The organism is Methanocaldococcus sp. FS406-22 (genome assembly GCF_000025525.1).
GTDB lineage: Archaea > AGJL01 > Methanococci > Methanococcales > Methanocaldococcaceae > Methanocaldococcus.
Genome location: NC_013887.1, coordinates 1,143,858 through 1,159,947, shown reverse-complemented (window position 1 = coordinate 1,159,947; position 16,090 = coordinate 1,143,858). Strand labels below are relative to the sequence as shown.

Sequence of the window (16,090 nt, the reverse complement as noted above, 5' to 3'; positions counted from 1 at the left end):
TTTTACTCTAAGACAATCTCTCTATACTCTTTCTTTTCAGTGTCTAATATTCCAATGGTAGGAATGCCTGTTAAGTAGCCACAACATTCTCCTGGGTTTATAACTAAAACATCATCAACCTCTTCAAAAACCCTCTCATGAGTATGACCATAAATAACAACATCATACAAACCAGATTTAATAGCCATCTCTAAAACAGATTGATGATGTCCATGGGTTATAAAAAATCTTAGTCCATCAATTTCAATTGATATGAAGTCATCAATTATATTTTCTTCGTTTATATTCTTTAACCATTCTCTCAATTTGCATCTCTCTCCATCGTTATTTCCATAGGTAGCTATGATATTTGCGTTTAAGTTTTCAAATTCCTTTATAACAAATAAACTAACAAAATCCCCACAGTGTATAACTGTCTCAACTTCTTCTTCATTAAAAATCTCTATAGCTTTTCTTATATTTGGCAGATGGTCGTGAGTGTCGCTCATTATTCCAATTTTCATTATCTCCCCCAAAGATATTTTATACAATCTTACATTTATTAAATCCTTCTATAATAATTTTTTGATGAAGGAAAAATTATTTTTTCTTAAAATGTTCAATTACCTCAGCTATCAAATCAACCACATACTTTACGTTATCGCTCTTTATTATTACACTGTCTGATGTTGCAACAACTTCTTTATTTTTAAGCTCGTAATCACAATTTTTAACACAAAAAACCTCCCCCTCTATACCTAAAGCCTTCATCTTCTCTCTAATCTTTTTAGCTAATATTCCACTTTTTGATACTTGTGCATCTAAATAAATAACAGCTTTGACATTATAATGCTTAAGAATCTCCAATAAAAGAGATATGGCTTTTTCAGTGTATTCATTTATCTTGTATTTGCCATATACATTTTCAAAATCTCTATAAATGTTATCATCACACAAAATAACTTTATTACCTTTAATTAACGCCTCTAAGCCGATAAGAACATTAAATCCATCAATATATATTGTTTTTCCTTTAAAATCTTTTAATTTTTTAAGCTTTCTTTTGGTTAATTCAATTTCTTTATCGCTGTGAGTAGTTCTAATAATTCTAATCCTATCTTCTTTACTCAACTTATAATGATTGGCTACAAAATTTAAAGCAACATCCTTTTTATATCCTCTATTTATCAAATACCTAAAATCTTCTTTAGCCCTCTCTATACTCATAATTTCCCCTTATTGGCATAAGATTTTCGCAGTTTATACATTTAATAAGGAATTTTTAGTTTTTTGCAAAAGTTATTAAAATTAATATGGAAAGTTTGAACGCCTTCCTTTGGAAAGGCGTTCATAAATACCTTATATATTCCAAAATGTTTTGCAAAAAACTATTGATGCCTTTGGCATCTATTTACCTTAAAATTCTATTTTCTGCGAAAATCTTATGGGACAAACTTCTTCACACTCTCTACAAAATATACAGCTATCTATATCTACTTTAACAATTAGAGAGTTTATATACTCATCTGGTGATAAAATTGCCTGTAAAGGGCATTTTTCAATACATTTTAAGCAGAGTTTGCATTTTTCTGGATTAATTTCTTTATTTATTATATCAATTGCCTCACATTCACATAAACCACAGCTATTACATCTATCTTTTAAAATAACTGGTGTTTTTGGTTTTGGAATCTCATTTTTTATTATAGGAATTGGACAAAATAAAACACAGATTCCGCATTTTGTGCATTTATCGGCATCTATAGTAAACCTATCTTTTATTATTGCATTGTTTGGGCAAATCTCTACGCAAGTTCCACAGACAGAGCATATTGTTTCTCTAAAATCAAATATCTTTATTGCATTAGTTGGGCAGACATCTACACAAAGACCACAGCCGATACACTCAGTTAATTGTATTGGCTTAGTTTTTGAAGGTTTTGAAAACTTATTCCTATTTGTTAAAAAAATGCTTCTTATTAGAGTTTTTATCAACCCTACCCCTTTAAAAATTTTATAAAACTCTTCTTCCATAAGCCTCACTCAAAATATTTTAGAAATATTTAAATCTATCGATTAATTGTTCTAAAATAAAAATTGGCGCCCTGGCCGGGATTTGAACCCGAGTCACGGGAGTGACAGTCCCGTATGATAGGCCGGGCTACACCACCAGGGCATAGTAATGCCAAGGATAACCTTGAGAATTTAAAATAATAAAAAGTGGCCGGCGGCGTCGCCCCTTTCCCGCCAGATGGCAGTACTCGGGGCATCGCTGGGGGGCTTAACTTCCGAGTTCGGGATGGGTTCGGGTGTGGCCCCCCCGCTATGACCGCCGTACCAAAGGAAATAGCGGGCCCGAAGGGATTTGAACCCTCGACCACCTGGTTAAAAGCCAGGCGCTCTGCCAGACTGAGCTACGGGCCCTCTTCAGCCCTTAGCTCGTGTGCGTTCCAAACATATCGCGTTTCTCATATATATACTTTTCGGTTCCCCCCATAAATGGGAGATGGTCCGGCGGGCCGGATTTGAACCAGCGACATGCGGATCTACAGTCCGCCGTTCTACCAGGCTGAACTACCGCCGGACACGAAGTGGTGGGCCTGCCCAGATTTGAACTGGGGTCTCAGGATCCCAAATCCCAAAGGATAGACCAGGCTACCCCACAGGCCCACTAAAGGAAAAATGGAGCCCCGGGGGGGATTTGAACCCCCGACCACCTGATTACAAGTCAGGCGCTCTACCAGGCTGAGCCACCGAGGCTCGTTTGCAGTATTAGTAAATTACAGATGTAGTATATAAACTTTTCGGTAATCAGATTATTCATTTATTTAGTTATATTATAGGATTTTATTTTTATACTATGTAGTAAATTAGGACTCCAACTACTCCACCAACAGTGGTGGCTATTAAATTAACATGTTCATTGTTTAAAATCCCTTTTCTCTCAAATAACGCCCCAACTAAGCTATCAGCTAAATTCCCAGCTATTCCCCCAACAGTGCCACATAAAACAATTTTAAGGTCACCAAATAATAAATATCCAAACAACCCTATCAAAAACGCTCCTAAAATTCCAGCTAATGTGCCAAATATTGTAATTGCTCCATCAGTCCCTTTTTCAACAACTTCGAAGGTAGTTATTAATCTCGGCTTTTCGTTAGATAAAATCCCAAGTTCTGAAGAAAAGGTATCTGACGTAGCAGCAGCTATTGATGATATATATCCAACTAAAGCCCAGTTAAGCCCAAATATGGTTAGGATTGCAAACAATATTGGAACTAAACCGTTAGCCAATACGTTTCTTAAACTTCTACATGTTTCAGCCATTTTTTTAGCTTTCTTTTTTTCTAAACCAACTCTGCTCACTAAAACTCCCAAAATAAAAAAGGACAAAAGTAATATTAAATATTTAAATCCACAAAAATAAAGTAATATAAAACCCATAATTGACGAGCCAATGACTCCCTCGTTATCTAAGCATCCGCTCTTTTTAATTAACAATGCCAATACACATATAATTAGGATAGAAATAAACAACCTTATTAGAGATTCCATTTTATCAACGTTCCCTTAACTGTATATGAGTTAAACCGTATATACTGCGGGGTTAATTAGAGCCCTGGCCGGGATTTGAACCCGGGCTTGGGGATCCGAAGTCCCCCGTGCTGTCCCCTACACCACCAGGGCTCGATAAATCATTTATATAAAATTTGGTTAGAATACTAGATTAAATTCTCTAAAAATTAAATTGATGACAGTACAAAAGTTAAACAAATAATAAACACTAAAATCCCACTCAAGATAAAATAAACAAAAATAAAAATTAGAGAATTCATTAATTTACTGTTTTAAAGCTAATTTTATGTCTTCGACTTTTACTGTTTTTCTCTTTGCGTGCTTAGCTAATTCAACTGCTTCTTTTGCTATTTCTAATGCAATTTCCTCAACTGCCTCTGCCAAGTATTCTGCAGCAGCTCTACTTACCCTCTCAGCACCAGCCTTTTTCAATATTCTCTCAAATGGTGCAACTGGAAGCTCAGCCATAATACCACCTCAGAGTTTTACAACCATTTTCTTATGAAAATAAAGTATTTAAAATTTTCGGTTTGGTTTTAATAGAACTTTCGCTGGAATAAAATTTTATATTGAATTTTAATGCCCTTTGATATTGGAGCTCCACAGTTTGTATATATACAATAAATTCTTAAAGATCTATTTGTATAAACTGTTGAAATTTCAACTTAAGATTAAGGTAACTTAACTTTTTCCTTTATCTTTTTAATTTCTTCTGGTTTAGCAATGGTTTTTGGATGCTTTGGGAGATATGGACATCTTATTTCTTTTTCTGTAGATATTTCATAAGTCCCAATATCTTTGGCTATCTCTACAATATCGTTCTTATCCAAACCAATTAAAGGCCTTAAAATTGGATAACTTATATTTTCGCTTATGACTCTCAAGTTCTTTAATGTTTGTGAAGCTACCTGTCCTAAATTATCTCCAGTAACAATGGCATCACAGTCTAAATATTTTGCATACTTTTCAGCCACTTTTAGCATTTTTCTTTTGCAGAATATACATGTGTAGTTTTCTTTTTTAATGCTCTTGAGTTTTTCTACAATATCTTTTATGTCCTTTGAGTAATCATAGACAACAAACTCTAATTCAGTATCATAATCGCTTAATATTTCTACTATTTTTCTAACTTTATTTAATGCCTCTTCATTCATCTTTAAATGTAACAAAACAGCTCTACATCCCCTTCTAATCATCATAAAAGCTGCTACAGGGCTATCTATCCCGTCAGATATTAAGCAGAGAACTTTTCCCTGGCTACCAGCTGGTAACCCACCAATGCCTTCATATTTTTCTGTGAAGATATAAGCCCTATCGTTTAAAATCTCTATCCCCAAAACTATATCTGGATTATCTAAATCAACCTCTAATCCAAGTTTTTCAACTATTGCCTCTCCAACTTTTTTATTCACTTCAACTGATGTAAATGGGAATTTTTTGTAACTTCTTTTTGTCTTAACTGCAAATGTTACCTTTTCTTTATCTATGGTTTTTACCTTCTTTTTAATTATTTGAACTGCAAAACTTACAATTTCATTAATGTCTAATGGACATTCATAAACTGGGCTGTAAGAAACGATACCAGCAACTTTTTTTAATAATTTTAAAGCTAAATCTTCTTTACCTTTTGTATTTACCTTAACCAGCAATCTTCTATGTAAAATTTTAACCTCTGCGTCAATCTCATATTTTCTAAGCAATTTTATAATATTTTTTCTTAATATTTCCTCTAAGTTTTTTCTTATAGGTTGAGATTTTAATCCAATTTCTCCATATCTAACTAATATTTCCATAGTTTCACCTTAAGCTTTTTCATCTTTTGCATAAGCAATGATTCCATTAATTATGGACACAGCTACAGGAGTTCCACCTTTTGGGCCTATAGTTGATATACTTGGAATATTTAACTCTCTAAGTGCTTCTTTTGATTCTGATGCTTGAACAAACCCCACTGGAACCCCAACAACCAATTTTGGATTTATATTTTCTTCTTTAATTAATCTTATAACCTCAAACAGAGCGGTTGGAGAGTTTCCAATAACTACAATCCCTCCATTTATAAAATCCTTAGCCAATCTCATTGAAGCTACAGCTCTTGTTATTCCCTCTTTTTTAGCAATTTCATAAACATCTGGATGATTTATAAAACAATAAACATCATTATATCTAATCCCAGCCTTAATCATATTTACATCAACAACTACTGGCTTTTTATCTTTTATAGCTTTAATTCCCTCCTCTATTGGATTATTATTAAATACTAAAAGTTTGGCATACTCTGGGTCTGCTGTGGCATGGACAACCCTTTCAATAATTCCTAATTCTTTTTCATTAAAATTGTTTATTTTGTCTCCTAAAACCTCTTTTATTTTATTTTTAACAATTTCTCTCGATTTATTTGCTATATTTAACCCATCTTTTGATATAGCTCCCATAAAATCCATAAAAATCACCCATAAGATTAAAAAAATAGCAAAAAAGTTAAAAATAGAAAAACAATAATGTTTGTTTTTGATTTTATTTGTTTCTTAATGTTTTAATTACTTCATCCACAATCTTTGGAGCCAAACCTATATATGTCTTTGGATTCATTAATTCCTCTAATTCTTCTTTTGTTAAATACTTCATAACTTCTTCATTTTCTAATAGAACATCTTTTAAATGCCTCTTCTCTTCATAAGCCTTCATTGCACATTTTCTTACTATTTCATGGGCTGTTTGCCTACCCATTCCTCTTTTGGCTAATTCAATCATTATTCTCTCAGCCATTATAAGCCCTTTTGTTAAATTTAAGTTTTTCTCAACATTTTCTTTATTTACTTTTAACTTCTTGACTCCTTTAATTGCTAAGGTTAATATATGGTCTGTTAAAACGCAAACCTCTGCAAATATACACCTTTCAGCGGATGAATTAGTGAGGTCTCTCTCCTCCCATAATGGAATATTATCCATTTCAGCTATGCATAGAGATTTTATAACTCTTGATAATCCACATATTTGCTCAAATGTTATTGGGTTTCTCTTATGAGGCATTGTTGATGAGCCAGTTTGCTTTGTTGGGTCAAACTCCTCCTCCAATTCTCCAATCTCTGTTCTCTGCATATTTCTAACAGTAACTCCAATTTTGTTTAATGTTTGAGCTATCAAAGCCAATAAAAAGACAAATTCAGCATGTCTATCTCTCTGAATAACTTGGTTTGATATTAAAACTGGCTCTAATCCTAAGATTTCAGCAACTCTTTTATGCACCTCTAAACCCTTCTCTCCCATAGCTGCCATTGTTCCAACAGCTCCAGTAATCATAGAGACGCAGATTCTTTTCTTAGCTTCATTTAACCTCTCTAAGTGTCTGTCTATTTCAGCTGCCCATAAAGCAAATCTCATCCCATAGGTTGTTGGAATTGCATGCTGTCCATGTGTTCTACCAACACAAACAGTATATTTGTGTTCTTCTGCTTTGTCTAATAGGATGTCTCTTAGCTGTTTTAATTTTTCTTCTATAATTTCAATTGATTCTTTTAGCAGTAGAGAGTTGGCAGTATCAACAATATCGTTTGATGTAGCTCCAAAATGGATGTATTCTCCAGCGTTTCCTTCACAGACCTCTGCTAAAGCTCTAATCATTGCAACAACATCGTGTTTTGTCTGTTTTTCAATTTCTTTAACCCTCTCCAATTTTACATACTTTGTTGATGCTTTTCTGTTAATTTCTTCAGCAGCTTCTTTTGGAATTAAGCCGAGTTCTGCTTGAGCTTTGGCTAATGCAGCCTCTACTTTTAACATTTTTTCTAATTTATTTTCTTCTTCCCAAACTCTTCTCATCTCTGGAGTTCCGTATCTATAATCAATTGGATGCACAGCCATTTTTTCACCATGATTGTTATTTAATTAAGTTTCAATTAATTGTTAATGATTTTTATAGTTTGATGATTTATTTAAAAAAGCATTTTCAGAAAACTACTTATATGAGTTTGTCGATATTTTTTGATTGAGATGTTTTTAGGTGTTTATTATATTGTTGTGTTTGTCTCGTTGAATAAACTTGGAATTTGATAAGGTTAATGATTAATTAGTATTTAAGGATTTAGAGGATTTAAATTTAATTTCTAAGGGTATAGTGATTTGATTATTCGGAATATTCAGGTTTATTGAATTATTTAGATTTTTAAAATTTAAGATTAGATAGTAAGTCAAATAAAATTTCTCCAACCAATAAGTCAAATCTTCAAATTTAAAAAGATAAGAATACTCAATTTTATTAAAAGGGAAAGATTTAAATATCATTGGATTTATAAATAAAGGATGTTATTTACCCTTAGAAAAATACACCACCAAAAATTATAAATATTAGAAAAGTGATAAAAAATAGGTTGTGAATGATTGCCCTGTTAAAATAAGACCGATTCGGTATGGAAACGAAGTTACTGTTCCAGTATTAATGGCAATAATATTTGCGGTTAAAATAAGACCGATTCGGTATGGAAACAGACACGGTAGAGTTTGCAAAAAATAATAAGGAGGAGTTAAAATAAGACCGATTCGGTATGGAAACTTTATGTATTTATATTACATTTATAAGCATCTATCTACGTTAAAATAAGACCGATTCGGTATGGAAACGTCAATACTTTTCCATCAACGCTTACTTTTACTGCATCAAGTTAAAATAAGACCGATTCGGTATGGAAACCTGGCTTTTAATGCAACAGCTTTTTTAAAGTGTGTTCCGGTTAAAATAAGACCGATTCGGTATGGAAACTTTTGCAATCAGATGTATGTTGGGTTTAAATTACGGTTACTGTTAAAATAAGACCGATTCGGTATGGAAACGCTATCTCTAAAGTCAGAATTAGAGACATTTCAATAGCGTTAAAATAAGACCGATTCGGTATGGAAACTATATCTATATGCCACTGAATCACAGGACCATAATGCATCCCGTTAAAATAAGACCGATTCGGTATGGAAACAATAGTGTCCTCTTAAGCCCGTCATTACACACTGGCGTTAAAATCAGACCGATTCGGTATGGAAACTTGTTTTGTAATATTCCTCTATGATACTTTTCCAACTGTTAAAATCAGACAGATTCGGTATGGAAACCATCTTCTAATAAATAAATCTGCTGGAGAGAATCATGTTAAAATCAGACCGATTCGGTATGGAAACTAGAATAATTTTTGAGATGCTGAGTAATAGTAATGTTAAAATCAGACCGATTCGGTATGGAAACGTAATCTCTTCATATACTCACAGTTTTTGTAACTGTCGTTAAAATAAGACCGATTCGGTATGGAAACTTGATTGGATTGCTAAAAAAAGGTAGAAAAAGAAATATAAAGTGTATAGTTAAAATCAGACCGATTCGGTATGGAAACATTTGTGTATTTTTGAATAATTCTGGCAAAAACAACAATAACGGTTAAAATAAGACCGATTCGGTATGGAAACGCTACTGTTGAGAAGTTGCAGTATTCATTAAAATACGCCGGTTAAAATAAGACCGATTCGGTATGGAAACATCGAAATAGTGTCTGATTATATTGGGCATAGGGATGTTAGGTTAAAATCAGACCGATTCGGTATGGAAACAGCTATATCAGACTTAGGGCTACTACATTAGCTTAAAAACTTTTGATATATTGATTAATGCATCCGTTTTGGTGAGACAAAACTCTACTTTCTGGCTATGAAAACTCAAAGAACTTTTGTTTAACCGAAAGCTTTAGCTTTGAACAATGAAAACCGTTAGGTTTTTATCTAACCTTTGCTAAAAGTTTTAATTAGACTCCTTAGAGGATGAAAAGAATTATAAGTAAGAAAATTTTTTAGATGAGAATATGTATGTTATCATCGTTTATGATGTGAATGTTTCAAGAGTAAACAAAATAAAAAGCTTCCTTAGAAAGCATTTGAATTGGGTTCAAAATAGTGTTTTTGAAGGAGAGGTTACAAAGGCAGAGTTTGAAAGGATAAAAGATGGCATTTTAAGGATTATTGATGAAGATGAAGATTCAGTAATTATTTATCGATTTCCATTAGATTTTATGCCAAAAAGAGAGATTTTGGGTTTAGAAAAGAATCCAATTGATGATATTATATAAGCTTTATTCATAAAGCTCTAAATAAAGCCTTCCAGACTCAGTTAAATTAAATTCTTTATCAACAAGTCCCAACTCTTGAAGTTTTTTAACTTCTCTACTAACCGTTGCTGGAGATAAACCAAGATTTTTTGCCGTCTCTCTAATCCCACAACCGTTATAAATAGATTTTAGTATCTTAATCCATCTATCATTTTCTGGAACTAAAAATGCTTTTATTGGTATTTCTGTATAACCTTCAAAGTTTTCAAATTCAACTTCCACCCTTACATCAAGATTTTTTAACAATAAAAGTGTCGAAACTACAAGTAAAACCAAAACTCTCATACCTCCAGAGAGATTGGCATATATTGAATTCTCTCCACTCTCTAAAATCTTTTGTTTTATTTTTTTGACATTTGTAAGCACTGAATCCTTTACATTAACCTCAAGTATAGAAATGTTTTCTTTTTTAACAAGATTATCTAAAAGAGAAAGTATATTGTTTAATGCATTCTGAACTTTTTGATTGTTATTTAAATCATCTGGCAGAATTATGAGGACTTTATCTTCTCTTTTAATTCCATGCCTAAGTAAAAACCTAATGGCAAATTTTTCATCAAATCCTAAAGTTATTATGTATAGCATAGTTATCTCCAAGATATTTTTTATAGATGTTGTAAATCTCTATAACCTCTCTACCCAAAACTCCCAAATTTTCATTGTTATTCCCTCTATTTAAAATTGCCGAGACGTTATCTGCAACCATTAAAGGAACTAAAATTAAATAAACCCCTCTAAAAATCCTATCACTATCTTTAAAGAGTTCTGTGATGCTATGTATAACATCACTTGGAATTTCAGAAGGGATATTAACATCAATTGGAGAATATTTTTGAATAACTTCAATACCCTCTTCACACATCTCTAATTTTGGAGAGCTTGTTATAGGTTTGAATCTATTCACCATAGTATGATGATGTAATGCAATTGCACAAGCTATAGTTTTCTTAATCTCATTATCTTTCTTTTCATCTCCTGTGATTGTATCTATTGAATTATAGGCAATGTATGCAGAATAAAACTCATGCCCACGAAATGTTTTTTTATCTTGATAATATTCTAGTCCTTTAGCACTATCATGCAACACATAAGATGTTTCCAATGTAATTTTTCCCACTTTATTATCAACCCCCAAACACTTGGCAAGTTTTTTATGATAATTCCTTTTAATGTAAAAATCTATAACTTCCAAGCCTTTTTCAATATGTTCTTCCATTGTCTCTAATCCTTTCCCCTCCCTATCAAAGAAAGCATAGCATGTCATAATACAAGCCCCCTTTCTTTGTTATATCCATCTAATAGTTTAATTATTATATGCTCCCCACAAGCAATATCTATTGCTATTTTAAATGCTTCATCTTCATTTTTAATTTCTAATTTTTCCTCTATAATATTATTTTCAAGCTTTTTTATTCTAATAACTTCAACTTTTTCCAATTCATAGAGTTTAAACAACTCCCTTGGACTGACTAAAACTACATCATTTTCAACTTCGACAGGTATTAAAAAATCTCTTAAAAATGCATTTCCTTTGGAAATATGTTCAGTGATTATTTCATGTATTTCAAAACTCCTTGTTCTGAAATCCCTTAGTTTTTCAATTAGTGTGTTTGTTATTTTTTTATACTTCCCAATTTTAGCTTCAGCATCACTTAATCTTTTTCCATGAACTTCATCTATCCATTCTTGGTAAGTTTTAAAGATTCTTGGATGAATATCTATATGACTTTTAAGATATTTCCAAGTTTTTTCAATCTTTTCTTTGCTGTATGGCTTTCCTTCTGATTTTAAAATGACTATTTTTCCTTCTTTTTCATCATATCTTGCTACTCTACCAAACCTCTGAATTAATGAATTTGGTGGAGCAATTTCTGTTACCATCAAATCTGATGAAATATCCACTCCAGCCTCAATAACTTGAGTTGAGATTATTAAAAACTCTTTTTCATTTTTCATCTTTCTAATTTTTTCAACAATCCTCTTTCTATGGTTGTATGTCATCTTTCCATGAATTATAGATATATTTTCAAATCTACCATCTTCTAAAGCCATATCGTAGATTTTTATACATTTCTTTGGACTATTGACAACAATGATATTTCTTTTACCTTCTTCAACATATTTTAAATAATCTTCCACAGAATTTTCATCATATACGGAGATTTTAAAATCTTTCTTCCTCTCTCTTTCTAAAAATTCTTTATCCTCCACAAATATGTGGAATTTTGAAGATTTTTCATTTTCATCAGATAGCTCATAAACTCTAAAGTCATACTTTTTTGGTATTGCATATCTTTTAAAAAGTTCCTCATAACCCTTTGAAAGTGTTGCAGTTAGTATTAAAATAGGAACATCATTTTCAAGTAAAAATCTCAAAACACAGAGAAATATGCTCTTTAACTTGTCATCCTCCAAGATAAAATGTGCTTCATCAAAGATGAGCATTGAGTTTAGTATCGATGCCTGAGTAAAGAAATCATACCCAAATTCTTTCCTATCCTTTATTCTGCTAAATTTTTTAGTATTTAACTTTAAAACATCCCATATAAATGTGTCGATTGTTGTAAAGTTTAAAGGAAAGAGATGAAAAACTTCCTCACTAACTCCCATCATCTTTGCCCTTGAAAAATCAAAAAGTTCTTTTGCAGACATTGATAAATCTTCAACTATTGAACGCATTGGTAAGATATGTATTACCTTATCAAACCTATCTGCATTATAAAGGGAGTATAAAGCTAAAGTGTAACTTATAGTGGTTTTTCCATAACCAGTTGGAGCTTTTACAATAAAGAAAGGCTTTTCAGAGTTTTTAATATCCTCTAAAATCCTTTCAATCAATGGTCTTCTTTTTGGTTGAAACCCCTTTATTTCTCCAAGTCTTTTAAGGATTGAGTCATAGTATTTAATCATAACATTCCCTCCAGTATGGAGATGACATTCCCCTCCTTAGCAAAGTTTTTGAAGATTTTTTCTAAGTTTAGTTTTGATTTGCTTTTACTTTTTGATGACATAATAGAATGTCCCTTTCTAAGCAATAAATAGAGAGTATTTTCTAAAATCTCAACTTTACCAGAATTTATTGCTCTATACAAATCTTTAACCATGATATATGCAAGATTTTCATTATCTTCATTTACTGGATTTTTAAGCTCACTCAATGCCAAATTTAATAGTTCTTCAAGAGGAGCTTTTGCATCTGATGTATCAAACATGAAATAGTTTTTAATTCTGTCAATATATTTTTTCATAAACTCCAAGCTATTTCTTAAATCAAGTTCAATGACATTTTTTGCAAGATATACATTACCACTAAGTTCAATAACATATAGGGTTATAGGAAATATCCTACCAGAAGCTTTTTTCTTTGCAAGCTCCATTGATAATAATAGCTCATAAACCTCCTCTACCTCGAGTGAAAATCTTCTTTGAATATTTATATCTGTTAATATCTCTAAATCCTCTAAAATGTCTAACAACTCATATTTTTCCTCTTCCAAGCCACATTTTATTGCCAAATAATACCTTTCAATATCATTTTTTAGCATTAAATAATATTTCCCTCCATAGTATCCAGCAAAGCATGTTAAAAATCCAACGGCTAATATGCTAAACCAAATAGGGTCAAGGTTTATCATCGATTTTTTTCCAGTTGTTGGTGTTAAAAACTCACTTAGAAATTCATAATATTCCACTTGTTTTATGATTGCTGGTAGAATTGCATAGCTTTCATTATATGGAATTCCAAAATTAACAGAGTTTTTTCCCACATTTATAGTTTCTAAAGATTTTTTTGCATCGATTTTATTGTCTTCTAAGAGATTTATGGTTTTCTCAATAATATCAAGCATTAAAGATACGTATTCCTCTGGTGGATTTATGTTAAACCATTTTTGATAAGTTTTTGTATAAGATTCTTTATCATTTCTTGATAGCTTACTTGAACCTGCATTTTTGAGTTTTTCTTTGAAACTATCAACATAATTTTTAAAAATCTCTGCCAAAGTGGAGTTATCAATCTCATCAACATCTTCGACTATTATTCGAGATAATCCATGCATTAGAATATCTTTTGTAAATCCATCTATGGGAATCATAATAGAATCACCTCTCCATTAGCATCAATAAATCTCAAATCTCCAAAAACCTTAACTCTACCAAACGGATAAACAATAATCATCTTCTTTGCGTTGGTGTAGTTTGTTAGCTCCTCTCTCCAATCAACTACTGCCTGTAACAAACTTCTCCCATCATAATCAGATATATTTTTGAATTCAAATGAATATTCAGTCTCAACTTCATTCCCTTCTTTAATCTCACTCTTTCCAGTAACAACATCCTCAACAGAAACGACAGATTCTCTTGAACCAATCCTTACAATTCCCCACCCGGCCCTTTCAAAATCTTTTATTGTGTATTCTGAATTATCTAAAATTTCATCGTTGAATATATAGGCAATTTTTATTTTAAAGTCCATTTCTCCATACATTATACTCATTGGTAGAGATGTTATAGCACTCTCCACATCTTTTCTATAAATTCTATTAATCCTCAATATAGAACCATATATCACTGGATTCCCCTCAACTTTCACAGCAACAGTTTTAAACAAATTCTTTAACATCTCTACAGAGCATCTATCCCCATCTATAACCTCTCTACGCAATCCTTTAACATGGAACAGAGGATAGCTTATTGCCCCAATTAAAGATGTTAGAGTTGGATATCTAAATGCTGAACGCATCTTACTCTGCGGAGATGAACGTAAAGCCAATATACCACTTGGCTTTGCCTCAATAATTAAAAAGTAGGGCAAGGAAAATCACCTCAGATGATATTTTTGTCTTTTACATAGTTAATCATCTCTGCCAAACACTCCTCTGGTGTCTTTTCACCATCTGTTGTCATAAACTTTATTTCCTCTCTAAACGTATCTGCAATGACTTTCAATCTCTTTTCAGTTTTTTCCATGTAGTTATCATATATTGGAGAGGTTACACTAAACGGATGCTCAGTTATTGCTATTGCAACTTCCATTATATTTCCAACTGGGAAGAATCTCGAAAGTTTTGCTCCAAACTGTTGAGATGACAACATTCTGAATATTGCCTTTAAAGATGCCTCTCTTCTTTTTTTAATGCCATCTTCATCAACAACGGCTTTGTTAGTTAAGCTACTAATTCCAATAGCATCTAAATCAATGTTAAAGGTAAAGCCATAAACTGCAGTTCCAGTTTCTACATAGTAAATCATCTGCTCAGCTACTCCCTCTTTCTTCCCCTCTCCAGTTTGTGCATGTCTTGCATGAAGTTGAGGTTCTGTTGTTGCATAAACGGCTATGGATTTTATTGGTAGTGCATAGCTAAACTGGAATGCTGATGTTCTTTTTACTGGTGGTTTCTCAGCATATAAAAAGCCACCAACATCCTCAATAACACATGATTTTATTATAGCCTCTTCTATTTTCTTTTTATCATCTTTTGGGACTGGATTTATTTTCTTCTTTAAGTAATTTTTGTTCATTGATTTAAAGAACTCAAATTTTTCACAATCTTCACAAACTGGTAAGTTTAAAGCTTTACTTTCTTTAACCAACAGCTCTTGATATGCATGCCCCAAACTTTCCCCACTTATTGCTGGAACATAGATAGTTTTTAACTTCCCATCCTCTTCTATGATGTATGGTACTCTTCTATGCTTTGAGTAGTTTCCAGCGGTTTCAACCATATTCAAAGCTTCAACGTTTGCCTCAAATCTAACACCAATGCTTATGAACATTACTCTTCACCCCCTTTCTGTGGAATTGTTAATGCAAAGATTGCCAATTTTCTTGCATAGCTAATATCTTCCTTAGCCTTTTTCAAAAATGCTTCAACTTCTTCTGAGCTTGGGATACTTGGCAAGTATATTGGTTTATTTGTCTGCTTATCGTAGATGACTTTTTTACCATCTTCAGTCTTTGCACTGTTGTGTAGTGATTGAAAGTCTCTTAATGCATCTTTTATTGCTACTTCAACTGGTTCATAGGTTAGGGCGTTGCCTATTCTATCAATATAGCTGAAATTTTTCGTTCTTACAAAGAATCTCAACATCTTTATTAACCCATTGAATTCTTCTATGAATTTCACATTCTCACCTCCGAGTATATTGTATGGGATATTATAGTATATATAGTTTTTGGTTTCCTCGGCAAATTTGATTCATTAGGAATTAGATAGTGTTTCATTATTATGAAACAAAAATGGATTAGTCTCAGTTCTTAAATTATCTCAAATTTAATAAGGCAAAAATAATTCCACAAATTTAGAAATATCAAATACAGCGTAGCTTTAAAACAAAAAAAGAAATAATAAAAAGCAAATCCTCATTAAAAAATGTTAAAAGATATGTAATTC

The 16,090-nt window shown here is 32.1% G+C and carries 16 protein-coding genes, 6 tRNA genes, 1 rRNA gene and 1 CRISPR repeat array; of the genes, 1 reads left to right on the top strand and 22 read right to left on the bottom strand.

Going from position 1 to position 16,090, the window contains the following annotated elements:
- Positions 1–2 precede the first annotated feature (2 nt).
- The 15 genes from MFS40622_RS05925 to purB all read right to left on the bottom strand — a co-directional run bounded on the left by MFS40622_RS05925 (position 3) and on the right by purB (position 7,419).
- A complete protein-coding gene (locus MFS40622_RS05925) occupies positions 3–503 on the bottom strand; it encodes an MJ0936 family phosphodiesterase (RefSeq protein ID WP_012980773.1) in 501 nt (166 codons plus the stop codon).
- Between the two features lie 76 nt (positions 504–579).
- Complete coding sequence (locus MFS40622_RS05920) at positions 580–1,206, bottom strand: DUF434 domain-containing protein (RefSeq protein ID WP_012980772.1); 627 nt, start codon at positions 1,204–1,206, stop codon at positions 580–582.
- A 189-nt stretch (positions 1,207–1,395) separates the two neighbouring features.
- Complete coding sequence (locus MFS40622_RS05915; RefSeq protein WP_012980771.1) at positions 1,396–2,013, bottom strand: 4Fe-4S binding protein; 618 nt, start codon at positions 2,011–2,013, stop codon at positions 1,396–1,398.
- 64 nt (positions 2,014–2,077) lie between these two features.
- Positions 2,078–2,155: transfer RNA gene (locus tag MFS40622_RS05910), tRNA-Asp, on the bottom strand.
- A gap of 46 nt (positions 2,156–2,201) precedes the next feature.
- A 5S ribosomal RNA gene (rrf, locus tag MFS40622_RS05905) occupies positions 2,202–2,316 on the bottom strand.
- Positions 2,317–2,329: 13 nt separating this feature from the next.
- A tRNA-Lys gene (locus MFS40622_RS05900) sits at positions 2,330–2,403 on the bottom strand.
- 83 nt (positions 2,404–2,486) lie between these two features.
- Positions 2,487–2,563 (bottom strand) — tRNA-Tyr (locus MFS40622_RS05895).
- Between the two features lie 8 nt (positions 2,564–2,571).
- Positions 2,572–2,649: transfer RNA gene (locus MFS40622_RS05890), tRNA-Pro, on the bottom strand.
- 13 nt (positions 2,650–2,662) lie between these two features.
- Positions 2,663–2,739 (bottom strand) — tRNA-Thr (locus MFS40622_RS05885).
- 93 nt (positions 2,740–2,832) lie between these two features.
- Positions 2,833–3,534: a TIGR00297 family protein gene (locus MFS40622_RS05880; protein ID WP_012980770.1), complete on the bottom strand. Its 702-nt coding sequence runs from the start codon at positions 3,532–3,534 to the stop codon at positions 2,833–2,835.
- Between the two features lie 60 nt (positions 3,535–3,594).
- Positions 3,595–3,666, bottom strand: a tRNA-Arg gene (locus MFS40622_RS05875).
- Between the two features lie 153 nt (positions 3,667–3,819).
- The gene (locus tag MFS40622_RS05870; protein WP_010870446.1) at positions 3,820–4,023 is read right to left on the bottom strand and encodes a histone family protein; all 204 of its coding nucleotides are present in this window, start codon (positions 4,021–4,023) and stop codon (positions 3,820–3,822) included.
- Between the two features lie 203 nt (positions 4,024–4,226).
- Positions 4,227–5,348 carry a tRNA uracil 4-sulfurtransferase ThiI gene (gene thiI / locus MFS40622_RS05865; RefSeq protein WP_012980769.1) on the bottom strand — a complete coding sequence of 374 codons (1,122 nt, stop codon included), beginning with the start codon at positions 5,346–5,348 and terminating at the stop codon, positions 4,227–4,229.
- Positions 5,349–5,357: 9 nt separating this feature from the next.
- On the bottom strand, positions 5,358–5,990 hold the full coding sequence (locus tag MFS40622_RS05860) for a cobalt-precorrin-8 methylmutase (RefSeq protein WP_012980768.1): 633 nt from the start codon (positions 5,988–5,990) through the stop codon (positions 5,358–5,360).
- An 82-nt stretch (positions 5,991–6,072) separates the two neighbouring features.
- Positions 6,073–7,419, bottom strand: a complete 1,347-nt coding sequence (gene purB / locus MFS40622_RS05855; protein ID WP_012980767.1) for an adenylosuccinate lyase — start codon at positions 7,417–7,419, stop codon at positions 6,073–6,075.
- Between the two features lie 523 nt (positions 7,420–7,942).
- Positions 7,943–9,148: direct repeats of the CRISPR family, unit length 21 nt; unit sequence AGACCGATTCGGTATGGAAAC.
- A 247-nt stretch (positions 9,149–9,395) separates the two neighbouring features.
- Between purB and cas2 the strand changes: the two genes are divergently transcribed.
- A complete protein-coding gene (gene cas2 / locus MFS40622_RS05850) occupies positions 9,396–9,659 on the top strand; it encodes a CRISPR-associated endonuclease Cas2 (RefSeq protein WP_012980766.1) in 264 nt (87 codons plus the stop codon).
- 3 nt (positions 9,660–9,662) lie between these two features.
- On the opposite strand, the gene csa3 is transcribed toward cas2, so the two are convergent.
- The 7 genes from csa3 to csa5 are packed head-to-tail and all read right to left on the bottom strand — an operon-like array spanning position 9,663 to position 15,823.
- On the bottom strand, positions 9,663–10,283 hold the full coding sequence (csa3, locus tag MFS40622_RS05845; protein ID WP_012980765.1) for a CRISPR-associated CARF protein Csa3: 621 nt from the start codon (positions 10,281–10,283) through the stop codon (positions 9,663–9,665).
- Positions 10,255–10,962, bottom strand: a complete 708-nt coding sequence (locus MFS40622_RS05840; RefSeq protein ID WP_012980764.1) for a CRISPR-associated endonuclease Cas3'' — start codon at positions 10,960–10,962, stop codon at positions 10,255–10,257. The genes csa3 and MFS40622_RS05840 overlap by 29 nt, the downstream gene beginning before the upstream one ends.
- Complete coding sequence (gene cas3, locus MFS40622_RS05835) at positions 10,959–12,608, bottom strand: CRISPR-associated helicase Cas3' (RefSeq protein ID WP_012980763.1); 1,650 nt, start codon at positions 12,606–12,608, stop codon at positions 10,959–10,961. Before cas3 ends, MFS40622_RS05840 begins: the two co-directional genes overlap by 4 nt.
- Positions 12,605–13,792 (bottom strand): type I-A CRISPR-associated protein Cas8a2/Csx9, encoded by a 1,188-nt coding sequence (gene cas8a2 / locus MFS40622_RS05830; RefSeq protein WP_012980762.1) that lies wholly within the window; start codon positions 13,790–13,792, stop codon positions 12,605–12,607. The genes cas3 and cas8a2 overlap by 4 nt, the downstream gene beginning before the upstream one ends.
- Positions 13,789–14,511, bottom strand: coding sequence for a type I-A CRISPR-associated protein Cas5a (cas5a, locus tag MFS40622_RS05825; protein WP_012980761.1), 723 nt, complete (start codon positions 14,509–14,511; stop codon positions 13,789–13,791). Before cas5a ends, cas8a2 begins: the two co-directional genes overlap by 4 nt.
- Positions 14,512–14,522: 11 nt before the next feature.
- Positions 14,523–15,473: a type I-A CRISPR-associated protein Cas7/Csa2 gene (cas7a, locus tag MFS40622_RS05820; RefSeq protein ID WP_012980760.1), complete on the bottom strand. Its 951-nt coding sequence runs from the start codon at positions 15,471–15,473 to the stop codon at positions 14,523–14,525.
- Positions 15,473–15,823: a type I-A CRISPR-associated protein Csa5 gene (csa5, locus tag MFS40622_RS05815; RefSeq protein WP_012980759.1), complete on the bottom strand. Its 351-nt coding sequence runs from the start codon at positions 15,821–15,823 to the stop codon at positions 15,473–15,475. The genes cas7a and csa5 overlap by 1 nt, the downstream gene beginning before the upstream one ends.
- Positions 15,824–16,090 lie beyond the last annotated feature (267 nt).

What these genes read in the sequence shown, in the direction of transcription:
- cas7a (WP_012980760.1), bottom strand. Translation starts at nt 15,473, where the DNA reads ATGTTCATAAGCATTGGTGTTAGATTTGAGGCAAACGTTGAAGCTTTG.
- purB (WP_012980767.1), bottom strand. Translation starts at nt 7,419, where the DNA reads ATGGCTGTGCATCCAATTGATTATAGATACGGAACTCCAGAGATGAGA.
- MFS40622_RS05915 (WP_012980771.1), bottom strand. Translation starts at nt 2,013, where the DNA reads ATGGAAGAAGAGTTTTATAAAATTTTTAAAGGGGTAGGGTTGATAAAA.
- thiI (WP_012980769.1), bottom strand. Translation starts at nt 5,348, where the DNA reads ATGGAAATATTAGTTAGATATGGAGAAATTGGATTAAAATCTCAACCT.
- MFS40622_RS05840 (WP_012980764.1), bottom strand. Translation starts at nt 10,962, where the DNA reads ATGACATGCTATGCTTTCTTTGATAGGGAGGGGAAAGGATTAGAGACA.
- MFS40622_RS05925 (WP_012980773.1), bottom strand. Translation starts at nt 503, where the DNA reads ATGAAAATTGGAATAATGAGCGACACTCACGACCATCTGCCAAATATA.
- MFS40622_RS05870 (WP_010870446.1), bottom strand. Translation starts at nt 4,023, where the DNA reads ATGGCTGAGCTTCCAGTTGCACCATTTGAGAGAATATTGAAAAAGGCT.
- cas2 (WP_012980766.1), top strand. Translation starts at nt 9,396, where the DNA reads ATGTATGTTATCATCGTTTATGATGTGAATGTTTCAAGAGTAAACAAA.
- cas8a2 (WP_012980762.1), bottom strand. Translation starts at nt 13,792, where the DNA reads ATGATTCCCATAGATGGATTTACAAAAGATATTCTAATGCATGGATTA.
- MFS40622_RS05880 (WP_012980770.1), bottom strand. Translation starts at nt 3,534, where the DNA reads ATGGAATCTCTAATAAGGTTGTTTATTTCTATCCTAATTATATGTGTA.
- MFS40622_RS05920 (WP_012980772.1), bottom strand. Translation starts at nt 1,206, where the DNA reads ATGAGTATAGAGAGGGCTAAAGAAGATTTTAGGTATTTGATAAATAGA.
- cas3 (WP_012980763.1), bottom strand. Translation starts at nt 12,608, where the DNA reads ATGATTAAATACTATGACTCAATCCTTAAAAGACTTGGAGAAATAAAG.
- csa3 (WP_012980765.1), bottom strand. Translation starts at nt 10,283, where the DNA reads ATGCTATACATAATAACTTTAGGATTTGATGAAAAATTTGCCATTAGG.
- MFS40622_RS05860 (WP_012980768.1), bottom strand. Translation starts at nt 5,990, where the DNA reads ATGGGAGCTATATCAAAAGATGGGTTAAATATAGCAAATAAATCGAGA.